This window comes from Campylobacter sp. MG1 (assembly GCF_026616895.1).
GTDB lineage: Bacteria > Campylobacterota > Campylobacteria > Campylobacterales > Campylobacteraceae > Campylobacter_E.
In genome coordinates, this window is record NZ_JANYME010000001.1 from 39,411 (window position 1) to 60,028 (window position 20,618).

A 20,618-nucleotide genomic window follows, 5' to 3' on the forward strand; every position below is an offset into this window, starting at 1 on the left:
ATGAATGAATATATCTTAAAAATCACTTGCCCTGATAAAAAAGGGCTTGTGGCTATTATCTCAAATGAGATTTATAAGGCGGGATTTAATATAGAAAGCAATAATGAATTTGTAAATAGCGATACAAATTCTTTTTATTTTCTAGCGATTTTAAGCTCAAGTGAGAGTGTAAAAGATGATTTTATAAATAATTTAAAACAGATTTTAACAGACGCACAAATCACATTTAGCCCAAAAAGAAAGAAAAACATAATAATCCTAGCATCAAAAGAACTTCATTGTTTAGGAGATTTGCTACTTGCAAACTATGAAGATGAATTAAATGCGAATATCTTAAAAGTTATGGCAAATCACGATTTAAGCGATTTTGTGAAAAGATTTGATATAGATTTTAGCCTAATTGATACTAGCAAAGATAAAGAACTTTACGAGCAAGATATAATTCAAGAGATTAAAAAATACAATGTTGATTATATAGTATTAGCAAAATATATGCGGATTTTAAGCCCAAATTTTGTAAATACTTTTAAAGATAAAATCATCAATATTCATCATTCTTTTTTACCTGCATTTATCGGTGCAAATCCATATCTACAAGCTTATGAGCGTGGGGTTAAAATCATAGGAGCAAGTGCGCATTTTGTAACGGATAATTTAGATGAAGGACCTATCATTTTTCAAGACATAGTTAGAGTAAATCACACTTATAATTCAAAAGATTTAAGAAAAGCAGGTAAAAAAATAGAAACTCTAGTGCTAAGAAATGCCCTTGAAAAAGTGTTTGATGATAGAGTTTTTATCGCTGGTAATAAGACTATAATTTTTTAAAAGGTAAATTAAATTTACCTTTTAAAAAATAAAAACATTAAAAAACTAGAAATTACACAACCAGCACATATGAAAAATATATTAGCATTGTAAATATTATAAAAATAACCACCACTAAGGCTTCCAAAAAATGCTCCGAATCCAAAAAAACTTTGGTTATATCCAAAAAATTTTGAATTTATTTCTTTTGGTATATTCTTTCTTATTAGAGAATATACATTAGGCATAATAGAGCAAAAACTAACTCCAGTTAAAAATCTTATTAAGCAAAATAATACATAGTTTGTATAAGTAAAATAATGCAACACAAAACATATAAAAAGAAAAAATGTACTAAATAGTATTAGCTTAATTTCTCCATATTTACTTGATAAAGAAGTTATTTTAGGAGCAAAAATTGCACTAGCTATTCCAGCTAGTGAAAAACAAAATCCAGTGGCTAATTCTTTATATTCTATTAAATTTGATATAAACAATCCTATAATAGGTCCTATGAAAGTTTGTGAATATTGAATTAAAAATGATGTTATAAATAATATAAATATAAATTTATATTTTTCTTTATTTAGTTTAATATTTTGCTGTTTTAATTGTGGTGAAAAATTTTCTTTGACATAAAATAATATTAAAAAAAATATTATAAAAAGCATGCAACCTGATATAAAAAATTGTATTCTAAAATCAAAAAAATGCATTAAAATTCCACCAAATAAAGGACCGAGTAAAGAACCACTTATTTGTGACGAACTTAATTTTGCTAGAGAAATATTTATTTTATCTTGTGGTGCATTTACTGCTATTAACGCAATACAAGCCGAGTTAAAACCTGAAAAAAGTCCCATTATAAATCTTAATATTATAAAAGACTCTGCTGTTTGTAAAAATGAACTTATTATCATACATAAGCCCATACCAAAACTAGCTCTAAGTAGCATTTTTTTGCGACCGAATTTATCAGCTAAAATTCCCCATAGTGGAGCAAACACAGCCATCATTAATGTGCTACCGCCATAGGCTAAACCACTATATAAGCTAACTTTATCACCAACTACACCGTATTCTTGCATTATAAAAGGTAGGAGTGGTAAAATTTGATTCATAGCTAAAGTACTAAGAAATGCTCCTAATGAAACTATTAAGAGCATACTATTAAAATTATTGTTCATAAATTAAAATAAACTAGCGTTATTATCCTCTGCTTTTGGTATAAATAACTTTAATCCACCTAACATATGAAAGTGTAAGTGAAATACTTCTTGTCCTGCATCAGAACCTACATTAGTAAGTAATTTATATCCACTTTTATCAAGTCCTAATAATTTTGCAACCTCATGGATAAAATCAGTCATTTTTGCCATTGTAGCACCATCAACTTCTTGAAAACTAATAAATCTTTTTTTAGGAATTATTAATATATGAACTGGAGCTTTTGGGTCAATATCATGAAAAGCTAAAAATTCATCGTTTTCTAAAACTTTGCTAGATGGTAATTCTCCGGCTACAATTTTTTCAAATACATTCAACTCGCTCATTTTCCTATCCTTTTTTTAAAATTTAATTAAATATTTACATAATTTACACTAAAATTGTAAAAAATCAATACAAAGGTAGAGTACTTGGAAGATATTTTAATTAATTTAAGTAATTGCCGTTCGCTTGATGAATTAGAAGATATTAAAATTCAAGCTTTAGGCAAAAAGGGTTATATAACTGTTGAATTTTCTAAACTTAAAGATTTAAGTGGTGAAGAAAAAAAAGATAGGGCTAGTGTATTAAATAATTTAAAAGATAAATTTAATGAAGAATATAATGCTAAACTTAAAGAACTTAAAGAAGATTTTATAAAAAATGAAGCTAAAAAAGATGCATTTAATTTTACTTATTTTGATCAGAATTCAAAATCTGGAGCTTTTCATCCAGTTATGATTACTATGGATAGAATTATAGATTATTTTATAAGACAAAATTTTAGTCTTGAAGAAGGTCCTTTAATTGAAGATGATTGGCATAATTTTGAGGCTTTAAATTTGCCAAAATCTCATCCAGCTAGAGATATGCAAGATACTTTTTATTTTGCGGATAAATTACTACTTAGAACTCAAACAAGCCCAGTGCAAATAAGAACCATGAAAAATCAAAAACCACCTATTAGAATGATTGCACCTGGTGCTGTGTTTAGAAGAGATTTTGATGTAACACATACACCTATGTTTCATCAAATAGAAATGCTAGTGGTTGAAGATGGGGATAAAATATCTTTTGCTAATTTAAAGTATGTTTTAGAAGAATTTTTAAAATATATGTTTGGAGATATAAAAGTTAGATTTCGTCCTAGCTTTTTCCCATTTACAGAACCTAGTGCTGAAGTTGATATATCATGTGTATTTTGTGGTGGTTGTGGATGTAATGTTTGCAAACATACAGGCTTTATTGAAGTTATGGGTTGTGGTATGGTTCATCCAAATGTATTTAAAGATGTTGGATATAAAAATGTTAGCGGATATGCTTTTGGTTTAGGAGTTGAGCGATTTGCAATGCTACTTCATAAAATACCTGATTTAAGGTCATTATTTGAAGGAGATTTAAGATTATTGGAGCAATTTAAATGATAATTAGTAAAAATTGGTTGAATGAATTTATAGACTTAAAAAATATTAGTACAGATGAATTAGTAAAGACTTTAAATAGTATAGGTTTAGAAGTTGATGGGGTAACTACAATTATAGCTCCTAAAAAAGTTGTAGTTGCAAAAGTAATGAGTAAAGAAAAGCACCCTGATGCTGAAAAATTAAGTATTTGCCAAGTAGATGTTGGCAATGAAGTTTTACAAATCGTATGTGGAGCTAAAAATGTTGAAGCAGGGCAATTTGTAGCAGTTAGTTTAGAAGGTGCACAAATTGGTGATATTACTATTAAAAAAGCTAAATTGCGTGGGGTTGAGAGCAATGGAATGATATGCTCATCAACCGAACTTGGATTTGCTAAAATAAATGATGGCATTATGGTTTTAGATAATAGTATAGGCGAACTTACTTTAGGTAAAGAATTATGCGAATATCCTTTATTTAATGATGAATTAATTGAAATTGAGCTAACTCCTAATCGTGGGGATTGCTTAAGTATTAATGGTATAGCAAGAGATTTAAGTGCAGCATTAGATATTAATTTAAAAGAAAAGAAACCTTTTAAAGATGTTGATAATGCAGAAGGTATTAGAAGAATTTTAAATGTTCATTTCAGTGATGGAATTGATGCAAATTTTAATATTAGAGCTATTGAAATTTTAGGAAATGTTAGTAATTCTTTAAAAGTGAAATTACGATTAGCTAGTATAAATGAACTAAAAATAAATTTTATAGAAAATTTAATGGCTTATAGCACCCATGCTAATGGCGTATTATTTAATGCATTTGATTTAAATAAGATTTGTCCTAATTGCGATCAAATTAGTTTAGATGTGAAAGCTGAATCTAATAAAGAATATGTGGTAAAATATAAGGATAATGTATTATGTGTAGCTGGTGTAACTCAAAATGATAGCTATAAGGTAGATGAAAATAGTAGTAAAATATTAATAATGTCGTTTTATGTTAATCCAAATATAATAGCGAATGTTCATAAAAATTATGAAAATACTGATATATATAGAAGTTTTAGAGGGAGTGAACCAGAACTTTTAATAGGAATTGATTATTTGTTTAATCTTTTACAAAATCATGAAAATTTAAAAATATATGGTAGTTCCTGTCAAAATACTCCTAGTAAAGAGAAGGTTAGTATTAATGTTAATTTGAATGAATTAAACAATATGATAGGTCAAATATTTGAAAAAAATGATATAGTAAAAATATTGAAAAGATTAGGTTTTGAATTGACTATAAAAGATGATAATTTTTATATAAAAGTACCATTTTATAGACATGATGTTACAAATTCATCTGATATTTGTGAAGAAATAGTTAGAATGAAAGGTATTGATAATATAATACCTAAACCATTAAATTTTCATGAAGCAAATAGAACTAATACTACGTATTTAAATTATAAAAAATCATTAGAATTAAGAACTAGAGCTATAATGTGTGGCTATTTTGAAAGTATTGGATATGTATTTGATAGTAAAGAATATTTAAAAAAATTAAATTTAGAATATATAAAAAATGATATTATAAATCCTATATCAAATGAATTAAATACTTTAAGACCTACTATTATTAGTACTCTTTTAAAACAGGCAAGTAATAATTTTAATAATTCTAGGAAAAGTGTAAAATTATTTGAAGTTGGTAGTGTTTTTGATAAAGATGGTAAGGAAATTAAAAAAATTGCTTTATTAAGTTCAGGTCTTAATGAAGTTGCAAATTTAAAAAATCATGCAAAGCCGAAAAATATTGATTTTTATACCTTTTTAAGTGAGTTAAAAACAATTTTTAAAGATTTTACATTAGGTAGTAGTGATTATCATTTATTTAGCGAATTTGAAAGAGCTAATATATATAAAAATGATAAATTAATAGGCGTTGTTGGAAGGTTAGATTTACATATAGAAGATGAATTAGAATTGCCTAAAACTTACATTTGTGAAGTTGATTTTAATGAGTTATCAAGTGATTTTATCAAAGCAAAACCTTATTCTAAATTTCAAGGAACAACTAGAGATTTGAGTATACTAATTCCTAAAAATTATGATTATAATATAATTAAAAATGCTATTAAAAGTTTAAATATTAAAAACCTTGTAGATTATAAGATAATTGATTTGTATTGCGATGAAAAATTAGGTGATTTTGAGAGTCTTAGTATTAGTTTTAGTTTCATTGATAATGAAAAAGTGTTAAAAAACGATGATATTAATAACGAAATAAGCTTAGTTATTGATAAAATAAAAGAATTAGGATTAAATTTAAGATGAAAATAAAGTTAGCAAATAAACCATTCGACATAGTATTAAATGATATTGCATCAGATAAATCAATATCTCATAGAGCCGCATTATTTTCTTTATTGACAGATGGTGAATGTAGTATAAAGAATTATTTATTAGCTGATGATTGTTTAAATACTTTAAAAGTAATACAAGCATTAGGAGCTAAAGTAGAGCGAGTAGATAATGTAATAAAAATTATTCCACCTGAAAATATAATTTCACCAGATACTGTTTTAGAATGTGGTAATTCAGGAACTTTAATGAGGCTACTGATAGGATTTTTAGCTACTCAAAATGGTTTTTTTGTTTTAAGTGGTGATGAATATTTAAATAAAAGACCTATGAAAAGAATTAGTTCCATATTAAATAGTTTTGGTGCTGATATATGTGGTAGAGATAATGCTAATTATGCACCACTTGCTATAAAAGGTCACGCTATTGAATATTTTAAATATCATAATTATTTAAAGTCAGCACAGGTAAAAACAGCGTTAGTTTTAGCTGGTTTGCTTAGTAAGGGTTGTGAAATTAGTGAGGATGAATTAAGTAGAAATCATTCAGAAAATTTATTAAAAATTATGGATGCACCAATAACTGTTGATAATTTAAATATAAAGGTTTTGCCACTTACTAAAAAACTAAAACCTTATAATATAAATATTCCAAACGACCCATCTTCAGCATTTTTCTTTGCTGTTTTATGTGCTATTAGTGAAAATTCAACATTGATATTAAAGAATATGTTATTAAATGAAACGAGAATAGAAGCGTATGAAATTTTAAGAAAAATGGGTGCTGATATTAGTTATAAAATTACAGATGAAAGTTATGAAAAAATAGGCGATATAACTATAAAGAGTTCTAAATTAAAAGCTATTGAAGTTAGTAAAAATATATCTTGGTTAATAGATGAAATTCCAGCATTATCAATAGCATTTTTGTATGCTGATGGAATTTCTCGTGTTAAAAATGCTAAAGAATTAAGAGTAAAAGAAAGTGATAGGATTAATGCTGTTTTAGAAAATTATAAAATTTTAGGTGTTAAATTTGAAGAATTTGAAGATGGTTTTAGCGTTGTTGGTAAAACTTATACTAATAATAAAGCTAATCTAAAAAGTTTTGGAGATCATAGAATAGCTATGAGTTTTTCTTTACTAGCTAAAGATTTTGATATTAGCATAGATGATACTCAATGCGTTTCGTCTTCGTTTGTAAATTTTTACGATATTTTAAAAATATTTGGTGCTAGTTATGAAAATTGAACTTGCTAAAAGTTATGGTTTTTGTTTTGGTGTAAGAAGGGCTATTAAACAAGCAGAAAAAACTAAAAATGCTGCTACTATAGGGCCACTAATACACAATAATGATGAAATAACTAGGTTAAAAAAAGATTTTAATGTAAATACTTTAAGTGATATTAGTGAATTAAAAGATGAAAAAAAAGTTATTATAAGAACGCATGGTATAACTAAAGATGACTTACAAGTTTTAAAAGATAGTAAAAGAGAGATAATAGATGCTACTTGTCCTTTTGTTAAAAAGCCTCAAGAAATAGTAGAAAAAATGAGTAACGAGGGATATGAAATTATAATTTTTGGAGATGTTAATCATCCTGAAGTAAAGGGTGTTAAAAGCTATGCAAATACTAATGTATATGTTGTACTTAGTGAAAAAGAATTAGAGAGTATTAAATTTAGTAATAAAGTAGCATTGATAAGTCAAACTACAAAAAAAATAGAGCAATTTATACAAATAGCTAATTATTTGATTTTGAAAGTAAAAGAAGTTAGAGTTTTTAATACAATATGTGATGCTACTTTTAAAAATCAAGAAGCCGTAAAAAATTTAGCTATGAAAAACGATATCATAATAATAGTTGGTGGAAAAAATAGCTCAAATACTAAACAGCTGTTTTTGATAGCTAAAGAATATTGTAAAGATAGTTACTTAATAGAAAATGAAGATGAAGTTTGTAAGAAATGGTTTGAAAATAAAAATAATTGTGGTGTTAGTGCAGGTGCTAGCACTCCAAATTGGATTATTGATAAAGTAATAAAAAAAATTGAAAGTTTTAATTTAAATTAAATACTTTGTAAGCTAAATATGGTAGAATAGTTCACAATCATTTTTAAATTTGATTAATTTTTACACAAAAGGACCAAAATGGCTAAGGCAAACGGAGCTCACAAAAAAAATGAAGAATTAGATAACGTTGATTTCGCGACAATGTTAGATGAGTTTGAAAGCGAAAAAAATTCAGAAAGTTTTTCAGTAATTGACGGAAAGATAGTGAAAATAGAGGCTGATGAAGTTTTTGTGGATATACAAGATAAATCAGAAGGTATTTTAAATATTAATGAAATTATGAAAGACGATAAGCTTTTATTTAATGTAGATGACATGATTAAAGTTACAGTTATAGGAAATTCAAAGGGTAGAAAATTATTGTCTTACAAAAAAGCTTTACGCAAAGAAAAAGTTTTAGATTTTATAAATAATTGCAAAGAATTTGAACAATTAGAAGCATTTGAAGTTAAAGTAATTGGTAAAAATCGTGGTGGATTTGTTGCTGTTAATAATGATGATGTGGAATTCTTTTTACCAAAATCTCAATGCAATCCAAAAGAAGTTAATAATTTATTAAATAAAAAAGTAAAAGTAAAAATAATAAGTATTGATGAAGAAAATCAAAGTATTTTAGTATCCAAGAAAAAAGCATTTGATGATGAACGCAAAAAAAGAAAAGAATTAATAGAAAAATTAATAAAAGATGATGAATTAAAAAAAGGTACAGTTAGAAAATTAACCAGCTATGGTATGTTTGTTGATATTGGTGGAGTTGATGGTTTAGTACATTATAGTGAAATTTCTTATAAAGGACCAGTAAATCCTAGCACACTTTATAAAGAAGGTGAAGAAGTTGTTGTTAAGGTTATTGGCTTTGATACAGAAAAAAAACATATATCTTTATCTATAAAAGCAGCAAGTGTAGATCCATGGATTGAAATTAAAGATAGTTTAGAAGTAGGTGATGTTCTAAAAGTAGTTGTATCTAATATTGAAAATTATGGTGTTTTTGTTGATTTAGGCAATGATATAGAAGGTTTCTTGCATATTAGTGAAATATCTTGGGATAAAAATATAAAAAATCCTAAAGATTATTTAAAAGAAGGCGAAGAAATTGATGTAGAAATTATAGAAATTGATTATGATAAACGCAGATTAAGAGTATCTTTAAAAAATTTATTACCAAAACCTTTTAAAGAATTTAGTGATAATTTTAATGTTGGTGATGTTGTAGAAGGAGAAATTAGTACTATAACAAATTTTGGAGCTTTTGTTAAAATAGGAAATATTGAAGGCTTACTTCATAATGATGATATATCTTGGAATGAAAACGAACCTTGTAAGAAAGTTTATAATGTAGGTGATAAAGTAAAAGTAAAAATTAGAAAAATTGATGATGAAAATCAAAAAATTTCTTTAAGTGTTAAACATCTTGAAGAAAGTCCTAGTTCTATTTTTATAAAAAATCACAAACTTGGTGAGATTATTAAAGGTGTAGTATCTGATATTAAAGATTTTGGTATTTTTGTTAAATTAGATAATAATGTTGAAGCATTAATTAAAAATGAGGATTTAGGCGAAACTGTTCCTAATAAGGGTGATGAAATTGAAGGTGCATTAATATTTGCTAGAAATGGTAAAATTCGTCTTAGTGTAAAAAAAGTAAATTTAATAAAAACTCGTGAGAATTTAGAAAAATTTAATACCGATGATAAAGTTACTATAGGTGATGTTATAAAAGATCAACTTCAATAATTTTTATTTGTGAATGATTTTTATCATTCACATTTTATTACAAAATGTATAAATATAACAAACCGAATTTAAAATGATATAAAAAGGAAAAAAATAATGGCATCTTATTCAATGGGTGATTTAAAAAAAGGTTTAAAGGTAGAGATAGAAGGCGTTCCATATAAAATTGTAGAATATCAGCATGTAAAACCTGGCAAAGGTCCTGCTTTTGTAAGAATTAAGATAAAATCATTTGTTAATGGTAAAGTTTTAGAAAAGACTTTTCATGCTGGTGATAAATGTGAGTCTCCTAACTTGGTTGAAAAAGAAATGCAATATTTGTATGATGATGGAGAATTTTGTCAATTTATGGATACTGAAACATATGAACAAGTTGCAATTACTGAAGATGATGTTGGTGAGAGCAGAAAATGGATGATTGATGGTATGAATGTTAGCGTCTTGTTTCATAATGGTAAAGCTATAGGTGTTGAAGTTCCTCAAGTAGTTGAATTAAAAATAGTTGAAACACAGCCAAATTTTAAAGGTGATACACAAGGATCTAATAAAAAACCAGCTACTTTAGAAAGTGGTGCAGTTGTTCAAATACCTTTCCATGTATTAGAAGGAGAGGTTATTAGAGTAGATACTCAAAGAGGTGAGTATATAGAAAGAGCTAATAAATAATTATGAATGATAAAGCAAAGCGTGTAAAATATTTAAGAGCTTTAGAAAAGGTTGCAAATCGCTTTGCTTTAGCACTTAAAAAGGAAAGTTTTTCTAAAGAATTGTTTTCTGCTAGTATAGAACAAAATTTAAAGCTTATAAATAAGTGTGAATTTGTTTATTTAGATTCTGTATATTCTAAAGAATTAGAAAATTTTGTTAATTTATGTTGTTTTTCTAATTTGGATAAAGATATTTTACTTTCTAAATTTAATAGTCTTGAGAAAATTAAAAAACAATATCAATATAAAAAAGATAAACATAAGAATAAAATATATGAATATTGAGGTAATTTATGGATGAATTAGATAGATTATTAGAATGTACTCCGATTGAAAAATTAATAGATGTTTTACAAAATGCTCCTAGAGGTGCTGTTGAAAATACAATTATAAATTTATGTAAAGAAGTAATGGCATTAAAAATATTGTTAGAAAATAGTTATGCAGATATTGATGATAAATTAGAAAAATTTATTTTTGAAAATGATTTATTATTAGAAGAAAAATCTAATGATATTTATATTGATTTAACAGCAAAAATTTTGGGTCATGAAGGGTAAATTTGTAATTGATGATGTCGTTAGTTATAGCGATAAAAAATTAAAAAATGATGATATTTACTTACTTGCAAGTAAATTAAAGCCTTGGCGTAAAGGCCCATTTAAAATCAATGATATATTTATTGATAGCGAATGGAAAAGTTATTATAAATTTAATATTTTTAAAAAATATTTGAAATGTTTGGAAGATAAAGTTGTAGCTGATATAGGTTGCAACAATGGTTATTATATGTTTAGAATGCTTGAATTTAAACCTAAAAAAATAATAGGATTTGACCCTAGTAAGAGATGTTATGAACAATTTTTATTTTTAAATCAATATTTTAACACAAATATTAAATTTGAATTACAAGGCGTTGCCGATGTTCCAAATTATGAGCATAAGTTTGATGTTATATTTTGCTTAGGTGTAATTTATCATAGAAGTGATCCAGTTTTAATGCTTAAACAATTAAAACAAAGCCTTAATAATAATGGTGTGGTGTTTTTGGATACTATATATTTTGAAAATGAACAACCATTTGCACTTGTCCCAGATACTAGCTATGCTAAAATGTCTAATGTATATTTTATACCAAGTATAAAAGCTTTACAAAATTGGTGTAATAAGGCTAAATTTAAAACATTTGAGATTATAACTACTACAAAAACTACTATAGATGAACAAAGAAAAACTGAATGGATAGATGGTTATAGTTTAGATGATTTTTTACGAGATGATGACTTTACGAAAGAAGGCTATCCGGCACCTCGTAGGGTTTATGTTAAATTAACAATTTAAATTGTTGAAAATATTATGCTTTACATTATCAGAATTTTTATTGTTAAATGTGATAAAAAATTTATCAAAGTTTTTAATATAAATTTAGTTTAATAATATTTTTGATGAGTTTATGGATTTTTTTGATTTTTATAAAAGTATTGCTAATATTTTTTAGTAATTTGATTTTACAATATATCAGTGTTTTGAGTTTAGTTTTTATATTAAAAATGTAATTATATTACATATATTTATCATTAATGAGTGAAATTTATAGACTGCAAAAATATATCTTTTGCATGAATATATGTTGTATCAAAGACTTTTATATTTTTAAAATCATTTTCGTTAATTAATAGTGCAATTTCAGTGCAAGCTAATAAAATTCCTTCAATATTATGCTTATTTATAATATTTATGAAAGTTTCTTTACTATTTTGTTTGATAACATTAAAGCAAAGTTCATTGAAAATAATATCATTAATAGTATTTATATCACTATTATTTGAGGTAATTACATTTATTCCTTTTAACTCTTTTTTATAAAAGTCTTCTTGCATAGTGTATTTAGTGCCTAGTAATAAAATATTTTTTATATTATTATGATTTAATTCTTTAAGGCTTGAATGGGCTATATGAATAAATCTAGCTTTTAAATCTTTTTGCTTCTTTATTTAATAATTCTCCTGCTTTTTGCCATTCGTTATTGTGTTGAAGTTCTTCAATCTTATCAAAATCTACGCTTGATATTAAAATTTTTGCACGAGATAAAGAATTGTGATGAGCTTGGCTAAATTCATTTATTAATTTATAATAAGTTATTGTGCTAGCATAGCTCATCCCACCGATTAGGCCTATCATATTAACCTCTTATTGCGGCATTGATTAAGTCTATAAAACCATCTACATTAAGACTAGCTCCACCTACCAAAACCCCATCGCAAAGTCTTTTGATATCAGCGATATTACTAGAATTTACACTACCACCATATAAAATACTTTGCTTAGTTTTTGAGCGTAAAAAGCTCATAATATTTTCAATATCTTCTAATTTTGCAGCACTTTTACCAATACTATAAATTGGCTCATAAGCTAATATTAGTTTATCATATTGCAAATCTATTTTATTTAGTTGTTTATTTAAAAAATCTATGCTTTTATTTTGTTCGTAAGTAGAGTAATCTTCTCCTATACAATAAATAATTTTTAAATCATTTTCAGCGCAAAATTCAAATTTTTTTGCTAGAAATTCATCTGTTTCGCCTAAATTTCTTCTTTCACAATGTCCTAAAATAATTGTTTTAATTCCAAATTCTAGCAAATGATCTAGTCCAATTTCTCCAGTAAAAGCTCCACTATGAGTTGGATATATATTTTGAGCAGCTTGAATGAAACTAAATTCACTATCAATAAATGAAGTTGCACTTGGAGCTACAATTACTTCAAGATTAGTAAAATCACTAAATCTTAAATAAGCATTAAGTTTTTTAGCGTATTCAGCAAAACCTTTTCTAGTATGATTACATTTAAAATTTGCGGCAATTATCATTCAAATTCATCCTTTAATATAAGTGGTTTAATAGCAGGTAATTCTTTACCTTCAATTAGTTCTAAACTAGCACCACCGCCAGTAGAGATAAAACTAAAATCATCAGCATCTCCTGCACGATTAATAACATCAGCAGTATCTCCACCGCCAGCAACGCTAGTAGCATAAGAATCGCTTATATAATGGCTCATTTTAAGACTTCCTTTGCTAAATTTTTCCATCTCAAATACACCCATAGGTCCATTCCACCATATAGTTTGAGCATCATTTAAAACTTCTTTAAACAAAATTGAACTAGCAGGTCCAATATCTAGCCCCATCCAGCCATTAGGAATTTCTTGAACGCTAACTTTTTTGATAACGCTATCATTTGAAAAACTTTGAGCTGCTATTACATCAACAGGCAAATACAATTTAACACCTAATTCCTTTGCATTAGCAATGATTTGTTTAGCATCTTCAATTAATTCTTCTTCTACTATTGAATTTCCTATATTAAATCCCTGTGCTTTTAGGAATGTAAAAGCCATACCTCCACCTATAATTAATTTATCAATTTTAGGTAGTAGATTATGTAAAGCTTGTAATTTTCCACTGACTTTGCTACCTCCAACTACAGCAACGAATGGTCTAGCAGCAGATTTTAATAATTGCTGGCCAAAATTAAATTCTTTTTGTAATAAAAATCCAGCGCAAGATACTTTTACAAATTTTGTAATTGCTTCTACGCTTGCATGGGCTCTATGACATACCCCAAATGCATCATTAACATAAACATCACACATTGAAGCTAAATCTTTAGCTAGGTTTTCATCGTTTTTAGTTTCACCTTTTTCAAATCTTAAATTTTCTAATAATAAAATTTGACCGTGTTTTAGATTAGCTGCTAATTCTTTTGTATCGTTACCTATCACATTTTTAGCCATAATTACTTCAATATTAGTAAGTAATCTTTCAAGTCTTTTTGCTACTGGTTCTAAAGAATATTTATTATTTACTTCTTTAGGTCTTCCTAAATGGCTAGCTAAAATAATTTTAGCGCCTTGATCAAGACAATACCTTATTGTAGGAATAACTGATTTTATCCTTCTATCATCACTAATATTTCCAAATTCATCTTGTGGAACATTAAAATCACATCTTATAAGTGTTTTTTTATTTGATAATTCTACATCTTTTACCGATATTAATTGCATTATAAATCCTTGCTAATATATTTAGCTAAGCGGTATAATTGATACGAGTATCCGTATTCATTGTCATACCAAGCTAGAACTTTTACAAAATCTTCATCAATTATTTGAGTTAAATCAGGGACAAACACACATCCATAAGTGCTAGTGCAAAAATCACTTGACACACAGCAATCATAATCAATCGCTAAAATTTCATTCATTGTTTTACTTGCTTTTATAAAAGTTTCATTGATTTCGTCTTTTGTAGTTTTTTTATCTAAAAGCATTGTTAAATCAAGCATAGAAACATTTGCAAGACTAGTTCTAACGCTTTGACCATCAACCTTGCCTAAAAGATTAGGTATAACTTTTCCTATTGATTTTGCTGCACCTGTACTTGATGGGACTAAATTTAGCGCTGCTGCACGACCTCTTCTAATATCTTTAGGGCATTTTGTATCGTGTAATTCTTGAGTTGCTGTATATGCGTGAATTGTATTCATTAAAGCTTTTTTAATACCGAAATTTTCATCTAAAACTTTTGCCATTGGTGCAAGGCAGTTTGTCGTACAACTTGCATTTGAAATAATAGCTTCGCCGTTATATTTAGTGTGATTTACATCCATTACAAACATAGGTGTATTATCTTTTGGTGGTGCTGATATTATAACTTTTTTAATACCTTTTTCTAAATATACTTTTGTTTTTTCTTGTGTTAAAAATGCTCCAGTACATTCTAAAACAATGGTTGCGCCATATTTTGCAAAATCAATATTATTTAATTCTCTTTCTCTAATTATTTGAATTTTTTTTCCATCAACTATTAAAATATCTTCTCCATCATTTGAAATTTCATGTTTATAGTTTCCGTGAACACTGTCGTATTTTAAAAGATATTTAATACTTTTCATATCCCACGAGCAGTTTATTGCTACTAAGTCTAACTCGTTTTTTTCTAAAATAATACGAGTAAGACATCTTCCTATCCTTCCAAAACCATTTATTGCGACTTTTGTAGTCATTTTTAACCCTTTATTTAAAATTTTTGTAATAATACTAATAAAAAAAGGTTAAAAATTTGAAAATCGCAATTTTTGGTGGTAGTTTTGATCCAGTTCATTTAGGTCATGAAAAAGTAGTAAATGTTGCTTTGCAAACTTTAGATATTGATAGATTAATAGTGTTACCTACATATATTAGTGTATTTAAAGATAAATTTAGTGCTAGTCCAGAACTTAGATTAAGGTGGCTGAATAATGTTTTTAAAAATATTGATAAATTAGAAATAAGTGATTATGAGATAAGACAAGAAAAACCTGTTCCTAGTTTTGAGAGTATAATGTATTTTAAGAGATTACTAAATCCTAGCTTAATTTATTTTATAATAGGGGCTGATCATTTAAAAACTTTACATAAATGGCATAATTATGATGAGTTGGCGAAAAATGTTAAATTTGTAATAGCTAGTAGAAATAATATTTATATACCAAGTGATTATTTAAAACTTGATATAAATGAGGATATATCATCAAGTTTTATAAGAGATAAGTTGATATTAGAAAAAGTAAATGATAAAATTAAACAAGAAGTCAAAATATTTTATGAAGGAAAATAATGAATAAAAACGAAGAAATTATTAAATTTTTAGATAGCAAAAAGGCAGAAAATATAGAATTAATTGATCTTAGAAATAGTGAATATTTTGTTGAAAGTGTTATTATAGCAACAACAAATTCAAGTAAACAAGCTATAGCTATTATAGATGAATTAAAAATTTTAATTAATTCTTTAGGTGAAAAAGTATTATTTGAAGAAAAGGCTGATGAATGGAGCGTTCTTGATTTGGGAGATTGTTTAGTGCATTTAATGAGCCCACTTTATCGTGATAAATATCAAATTGAAAAATTCTTAATTAGTCTTAAACGTTAAAAATTTTTATGTAGTATCACATTTTAAAAAGGAGAAAATTAATGAGTAAAAGGATATTGATAAAATTTTCAGGTGAAGCACTTGCTGGAGAGCAAGGGTTTGGTATTGATACAAATATTTTAAAGTTTATTGCTGGACAAATAAAACAATTAGTTAATGAAGGTACGCAAATAGGTATAGTAATAGGCGGTGGTAATATTATTCGTGGTGTAACAGCGGCAAAAGATGGGATTATCAAAAGAGTTAGTGGTGATCATATGGGAATGCTTTCTACTGTTATAAATTCCATAGCTATGCAAGAAGCATTAGAGAGTTCAGGAATTAGCGTTAGAGTCCAAAGTGCTATTCAAATGGAAGCATTTTGTGAAACATTTATAATGAGAAGAGCTCAAAGGCATTTAGAAAAAGGTAGAGTTGTTATATTTGCTGCAGGAACAGGTAATCCATTTTTTACTACAGATACAGCAGCAGTTTTAAGAGCTATTGAGATAAATGCTGATATGATTATAAAAGCTACAAAGGTAAATGGTGTATATGATAAGGATCCTATGAAATTTAGCGATGCTAAAAGATATAGCACTTTAAGTTATGAACTTGCTATGGGAGATGACATAAGAGTTATGGATGATACAGCAATAGCACTTGCTAAGGATAATAAGTTACCAATAGTAGTTTGTAATATGTTTGAAGAAGGTAATATTTTAAAAATTATTAAAGATGATTTTAGTAATTGTTCAGTAGTGAAAAATTAATTAAAAGGAATAAAATGAGAACAGAACAAATAGCAGCAAGAGCATTAGAAAAAGTAGGAAATGATAGATATATTCTATCTTTAGTAGTAGCAAAAAGAGCTAAGGAGTTAAGCAATGGAGCTATTCCTTTAGTAAAAATTGATAAAACGAAAATGAAATTTACTGATATAGCTATGCTTGAGATTGCAGAAGAAAAAATTATTTATGATGGTATTATTAACGAATAATGAAAAACGTTATAAGCTTTGAAAGTTTATTAGAAGATGTTATTCATACTCATGAGTTAGATAAAGCAAAAGAACTTTTATATTCACTTTTTCCTAGTACTCCTATGCTTGAAAAAGGTTTGAAATTTTGTATAGAATCTCATGAGGGACAATTTAGAAAAAGTGGAGAACCTTATTCTATTCATCCTATTTTAGTCGCGTGTTTTGTAGCTTTCTTTTCAAAAGATGAAAGTATGATTTTAGCGGCACTTTTGCATGATGTTGTAGAAGATACTGAATGTACTCAAGAAGAACTTGTGAAAATGTTCGGACATTCAGTTGGCGTGTTAGTAGAAGGTATGACTAAAATAGTTGAGATTAGGGGAGATAATTTAGCTAGTTCAGAATCAAACGAAAAACTTAGAAAATCAGCAATGACTTTTAGAAATATGCTAATGGTTAGTATTGAAGATAGTAGGGTGCTAATAGTAAAACTATGCGATAGATTTCATAATATGCTAACCTTAGATGCTTTAAAAGAGGCAAAACAAAAAAGAATAGCTGAAGAAACACTAATGGTATATGCTCCTATTGCACATAGGCTAGGAATTTCTAGTATTAAGAATTATTTAGAAGATTTAAGCTTTCAATATATTATGCCTAATGAATTTAAAGAGATTGCTGATTATCTAAAGGTCAATAATGTACAATTACAATTAACACTAAATGATTTTATTGAAAAAATTATAAATTTAATGCGTGATAATGGGTATATTGAAGATGTGGATTTTAAAATAGAAAAAAGAATAAAACATGTATATTCAATATATTTAAAAATGCAAAGAAAAGGTATTAGCATTGAGGAAGTGCTAGATTTATTAGGTATTAGGATTTTAGTAAGAGATGTCAAGGATTGTTATATAGTCTTAGGGCTTTTACATGTGCATTTTAATCCACTTGCTTCAAGATTTAAAGACTATATTGCTTTACCTAAGCAAAATGGTTATCAAACAATCCATACTACTTTATTTGATGCACAATCAATAATAGAAGCGCAAATTAGAACATATAAAATGCACGAAACTGCAGAACTTGGAATTGCAGCTCATTGGAGATATAAGAACAATAAAGAAGACTATAAGGCTGATTGGGTAAGTGATATTACTACTAATAATTCACTAGAAGAAAAAGATAATGAATTAGCATTTTATGAATACGCAAAAGATAGCTTATATGTTGAAGATATTGCAGTTTATTCTCCAAAAGGAGAAATTTTTACATTACCTAGAGGTTCAACTGCTCTTGATTTTGCTTTTGAAGTTCATTCACAAATTGGTCTTAAAGCAAGTCATGCTTATATAAATAGGGTAAAATCACCTTTATTAACAATATTGAAAAATGGAGATATTGTAAGAATTGAAATTGATGATAATGCAAAACCTAAATATTCTTGGCTTGATAGTGTAAAAACTGCTAGAGCAAAAGCTATTATTAAATCACATTGCAAGCAAAGAACCTCAGCTATTGATCAAAAAGTTGGTATGAAATTATTACAAACTATTTTTAGTGTGGATGAAAACAAATTAAATCATTGGATAGATGATGAAAATTTATCAAAAAGTATTAGAAAATGTGTTGGTGATAATATTTTATTATCAAAAATGATAGATAGTCTTAAAAAACATGCAAAAAGAATTTGGTTGGTTAGAAATTACGATTTAAAAAAACAAAGAGTTGATAATATGGTAATTTATTCTAATCATAAGATTAATACAATAGATTTTGATTATTGTTGCAATCCAAAAAGGGGCGATGAAATAATAGCTTTTAAATATAACCATAGCGTTACAATACATAATAAATTATGTGAAAGGGCTAATAAACTTTTAGATGATCCAAGAGAAGAAATGGTTTTAGTAAAATGGCCAAAACATGCGCCTAAAAAATATAAAATGATTTTTTCTTTAGAAAACAAAAGGGGTGCGTTAGCTAGTTTATTAAATGAAGTTGTAAAATTAAATATTAATGTTAGTAGTATTAACATTAATAAAAATAAAGATAGTTTATTAGAATATTTTGAAATGCAATTTGAAATTCCAGATACTCAAAATATTGATATAGCTATAGATACTATGAAAAATAAGTGTAAAATTTATGAATTTGTATCTTTAAACGATGCTTATGAAAAGGGATAAAAATGAATTTGAATGAAATTTATAATGATTTAGAACGCGGTGTATCAGAATTTATTGATTTAGAAAAAATTAAGAATTTGATTAAAAATTACTATGAAAAGGGCGAAGTATTTTATGTAAAAGCTGGGTTTGACCCAACTGCACCTGATTTACATTTAGGTCATAGTGTTATTTTAAACAAAATGAGATTTTTACAAAATCATGGTGCTATAGTTCAATTCTTAATAGGAGATTTCACTGCTCAAATAGGTGATCCAACAGGCAAAAGTGCTACTAGAAAACAATTAAGCAAGGAAGAAGTTTTAAAAAATGCAAAAACTTATGAAGAGCAAGTTTTTAAAATTTTAGATAAAGAAAAAACTGAATTAAAATTTAATTCAACTTGGCTTAATGCTTTAGGAGCAGTTGGCATAGTTGAACTTACATCAACTTTTAGTGTAGCTAGAATGCTTGAGCGAGATGATTTTACGAAAAGATTTAAAGAACAAAGCCCTATATCAATTAGCGAATTTTTATATCCACTTTTACAAGGTTATGATAGCGTTGCATTAAAATGTGATATTGAAATGGGTGGAACTGATCAAAAATTTAATTTATTAATGGGAAGAACATTACAAAGAACTTATAATACAGGTAAAGAACAAGGTATTATAATGTTACCACTTTTAGTAGGTCTTGATGGTGTTAATAAAATGAGTAAAAGTTTGGGTAATTATATCGGAGTTAGTGAAGAACCAAATTCTATGTATGCAAAATTACTTAGTATAAGTGATGAATTAATGAAAGAATATTACAATCTTTTAAGCTTTAAAACAACAAAAGAAATTAATGATATTTTTGACAATATTAAAAACAATACTCTACATCCAAAGGTTGCTAAAGAAAATTTGGCTTTAGAAATAGTTGAGAGATTTTGGGGTAAAGATTTAGCAATTAATGCGAAAAATGAGTTTGATAATATTCATAGTAAAAATGAAATTCCAAGTGATATTGCGGAGTTTAATTTTAATGAAGAACAATGGATTGTAAAACTAATGCAAGATACTAATTTGGCAAGTTCAGGCAGTGAAGCAAGAAGAGCTATAAAGGCTAATTCTGTAAGTGTTAATGGAGAAAAAATTAGCGATGAGCAACTAAAATTAAGCAATGGTGAATTTATAATTCAAGTTGGAAAAAGAAAATTTGCAAAAGTAATAATAAAAGGATAA

Annotated in this window: 21 protein-coding genes and 1 pseudogene; 16 read left to right on the forward strand and 6 right to left on the reverse strand. The window is 26.8% G+C overall.

What is annotated here, in order from left to right:
• Positions 1 to 828, forward strand: coding sequence for a formyltetrahydrofolate deformylase (purU, locus tag NY022_RS00190; RefSeq protein ID WP_267523010.1), 828 nt, complete (start codon positions 1 to 3; stop codon positions 826 to 828).
• Between the two features lie 14 nt (positions 829 to 842).
• Here purU and NY022_RS00195 read toward each other — a convergent pair whose 3' ends face one another.
• Together NY022_RS00195 and NY022_RS00200 are read right to left on the reverse strand one after the other, a co-directional pair.
• Complete coding sequence (locus NY022_RS00195) at positions 843 to 1,973, reverse strand: MFS transporter (protein ID WP_267523011.1); 1,131 nt, start codon at positions 1,971 to 1,973, stop codon at positions 843 to 845.
• A gap of 24 nt (positions 1,974 to 1,997) precedes the next feature.
• A complete protein-coding gene (locus NY022_RS00200) occupies positions 1,998 to 2,360 on the reverse strand; it encodes a histidine triad nucleotide-binding protein (protein WP_267523012.1) in 363 nt (120 codons plus the stop codon).
• A gap of 84 nt (positions 2,361 to 2,444) precedes the next feature.
• Between NY022_RS00200 and pheS the strand changes: the two genes are divergently transcribed.
• The 9 genes from pheS (at position 2,445) to cmoB (ending at position 11,625) form a co-directional block, all read left to right on the forward strand.
• The gene (gene pheS / locus NY022_RS00205) at positions 2,445 to 3,437 is read left to right on the forward strand and encodes a phenylalanine--tRNA ligase subunit alpha (RefSeq protein WP_267523013.1); all 993 of its coding nucleotides are present in this window, start codon (positions 2,445 to 2,447) and stop codon (positions 3,435 to 3,437) included.
• Entirely contained in the window at positions 3,434 to 5,740 is a 2,307-nt protein-coding gene (gene pheT / locus NY022_RS00210) for a phenylalanine--tRNA ligase subunit beta (RefSeq protein ID WP_267523014.1), read from the forward strand. The genes pheS and pheT overlap by 4 nt, the downstream gene beginning before the upstream one ends.
• Positions 5,737 to 7,017, forward strand: coding sequence for a 3-phosphoshikimate 1-carboxyvinyltransferase (gene aroA, locus NY022_RS00215; RefSeq protein ID WP_267523015.1), 1,281 nt, complete (start codon positions 5,737 to 5,739; stop codon positions 7,015 to 7,017). The genes pheT and aroA overlap by 4 nt, the downstream gene beginning before the upstream one ends.
• Positions 7,007 to 7,840: a 4-hydroxy-3-methylbut-2-enyl diphosphate reductase gene (locus tag NY022_RS00220; RefSeq protein ID WP_267523016.1), complete on the forward strand. Its 834-nt coding sequence runs from the start codon at positions 7,007 to 7,009 to the stop codon at positions 7,838 to 7,840. The genes aroA and NY022_RS00220 overlap by 11 nt, the downstream gene beginning before the upstream one ends.
• Positions 7,841 to 7,918: 78 nt before the next feature.
• A complete protein-coding gene (locus NY022_RS00225) occupies positions 7,919 to 9,577 on the forward strand; it encodes a 30S ribosomal protein S1 (RefSeq protein WP_267523017.1) in 1,659 nt (552 codons plus the stop codon).
• A gap of 96 nt (positions 9,578 to 9,673) precedes the next feature.
• A complete protein-coding gene (gene efp, locus NY022_RS00230; RefSeq protein WP_267523018.1) occupies positions 9,674 to 10,243 on the forward strand; it encodes an elongation factor P in 570 nt (189 codons plus the stop codon).
• A gap of 2 nt (positions 10,244 to 10,245) precedes the next feature.
• Positions 10,246 to 10,569 carry a hypothetical protein gene (locus NY022_RS00235; protein ID WP_267523019.1) on the forward strand — a complete coding sequence of 108 codons (324 nt, stop codon included), beginning with the start codon at positions 10,246 to 10,248 and terminating at the stop codon, positions 10,567 to 10,569.
• A gap of 8 nt (positions 10,570 to 10,577) precedes the next feature.
• Entirely contained in the window at positions 10,578 to 10,844 is a 267-nt protein-coding gene (locus NY022_RS00240) for a DUF2018 family protein (protein ID WP_267523020.1), read from the forward strand.
• Complete coding sequence (gene cmoB, locus NY022_RS00245; RefSeq protein WP_267523021.1) at positions 10,834 to 11,625, forward strand: tRNA 5-methoxyuridine(34)/uridine 5-oxyacetic acid(34) synthase CmoB; 792 nt, start codon at positions 10,834 to 10,836, stop codon at positions 11,623 to 11,625. Before NY022_RS00240 ends, cmoB begins: the two co-directional genes overlap by 11 nt.
• A 236-nt stretch (positions 11,626 to 11,861) precedes the next feature.
• On the opposite strand, the pseudogene NY022_RS09690 reads toward cmoB, so the two are convergent.
• The 4 genes and pseudogenes from NY022_RS09690 to gap form a co-directional block, all read right to left on the reverse strand.
• Positions 11,862 to 12,465: pseudogene (locus tag NY022_RS09690) on the reverse strand (aspartate/glutamate racemase family protein).
• Position 12,466: 1 nt separating this feature from the next.
• Complete coding sequence (locus NY022_RS00260) at positions 12,467 to 13,153, reverse strand: triose-phosphate isomerase (protein ID WP_214117581.1); 687 nt, start codon at positions 13,151 to 13,153, stop codon at positions 12,467 to 12,469.
• Positions 13,150 to 14,349: a phosphoglycerate kinase gene (locus tag NY022_RS00265; protein WP_420707964.1), complete on the reverse strand. Its 1,200-nt coding sequence runs from the start codon at positions 14,347 to 14,349 to the stop codon at positions 13,150 to 13,152. Before NY022_RS00265 ends, NY022_RS00260 begins: the two co-directional genes overlap by 4 nt.
• The gene (gene gap, locus NY022_RS00270) at positions 14,349 to 15,350 is read right to left on the reverse strand and encodes a type I glyceraldehyde-3-phosphate dehydrogenase (protein ID WP_267523023.1); all 1,002 of its coding nucleotides are present in this window, start codon (positions 15,348 to 15,350) and stop codon (positions 14,349 to 14,351) included. Before gap ends, NY022_RS00265 begins: the two co-directional genes overlap by 1 nt.
• Before the next feature lie 56 nt (positions 15,351 to 15,406).
• On the opposite strand from gap, the gene nadD reads away from it, so the two are divergent.
• Genes nadD through tyrS form a run of 6 tightly spaced genes read left to right on the forward strand, consistent with a single transcriptional unit; the run spans position 15,407 to position 20,618 of the window.
• The gene (nadD, locus tag NY022_RS00275) at positions 15,407 to 15,943 is read left to right on the forward strand and encodes a nicotinate (nicotinamide) nucleotide adenylyltransferase (RefSeq protein WP_267523024.1); all 537 of its coding nucleotides are present in this window, start codon (positions 15,407 to 15,409) and stop codon (positions 15,941 to 15,943) included.
• Positions 15,943 to 16,257: a ribosome silencing factor gene (gene rsfS, locus NY022_RS00280; protein WP_267523025.1), complete on the forward strand. Its 315-nt coding sequence runs from the start codon at positions 15,943 to 15,945 to the stop codon at positions 16,255 to 16,257. The genes nadD and rsfS overlap by 1 nt, the downstream gene beginning before the upstream one ends.
• 41 nt (positions 16,258 to 16,298) lie before the next feature.
• Positions 16,299 to 17,009, forward strand: a complete 711-nt coding sequence (gene pyrH / locus NY022_RS00285; protein WP_267523026.1) for a UMP kinase — start codon at positions 16,299 to 16,301, stop codon at positions 17,007 to 17,009.
• 14 nt (positions 17,010 to 17,023) lie between these two features.
• Complete coding sequence (locus NY022_RS00290; protein WP_267523027.1) at positions 17,024 to 17,236, forward strand: DNA-directed RNA polymerase subunit omega; 213 nt, start codon at positions 17,024 to 17,026, stop codon at positions 17,234 to 17,236.
• Positions 17,236 to 19,410, forward strand: a complete 2,175-nt coding sequence (locus tag NY022_RS00295; RefSeq protein WP_267523028.1) for a RelA/SpoT family protein — start codon at positions 17,236 to 17,238, stop codon at positions 19,408 to 19,410. The genes NY022_RS00290 and NY022_RS00295 overlap by 1 nt, the downstream gene beginning before the upstream one ends.
• Positions 19,411 to 19,412: 2 nt before the next feature.
• Positions 19,413 to 20,618, forward strand: a complete 1,206-nt coding sequence (tyrS, locus tag NY022_RS00300; protein ID WP_267523029.1) for a tyrosine--tRNA ligase — start codon at positions 19,413 to 19,415, stop codon at positions 20,616 to 20,618.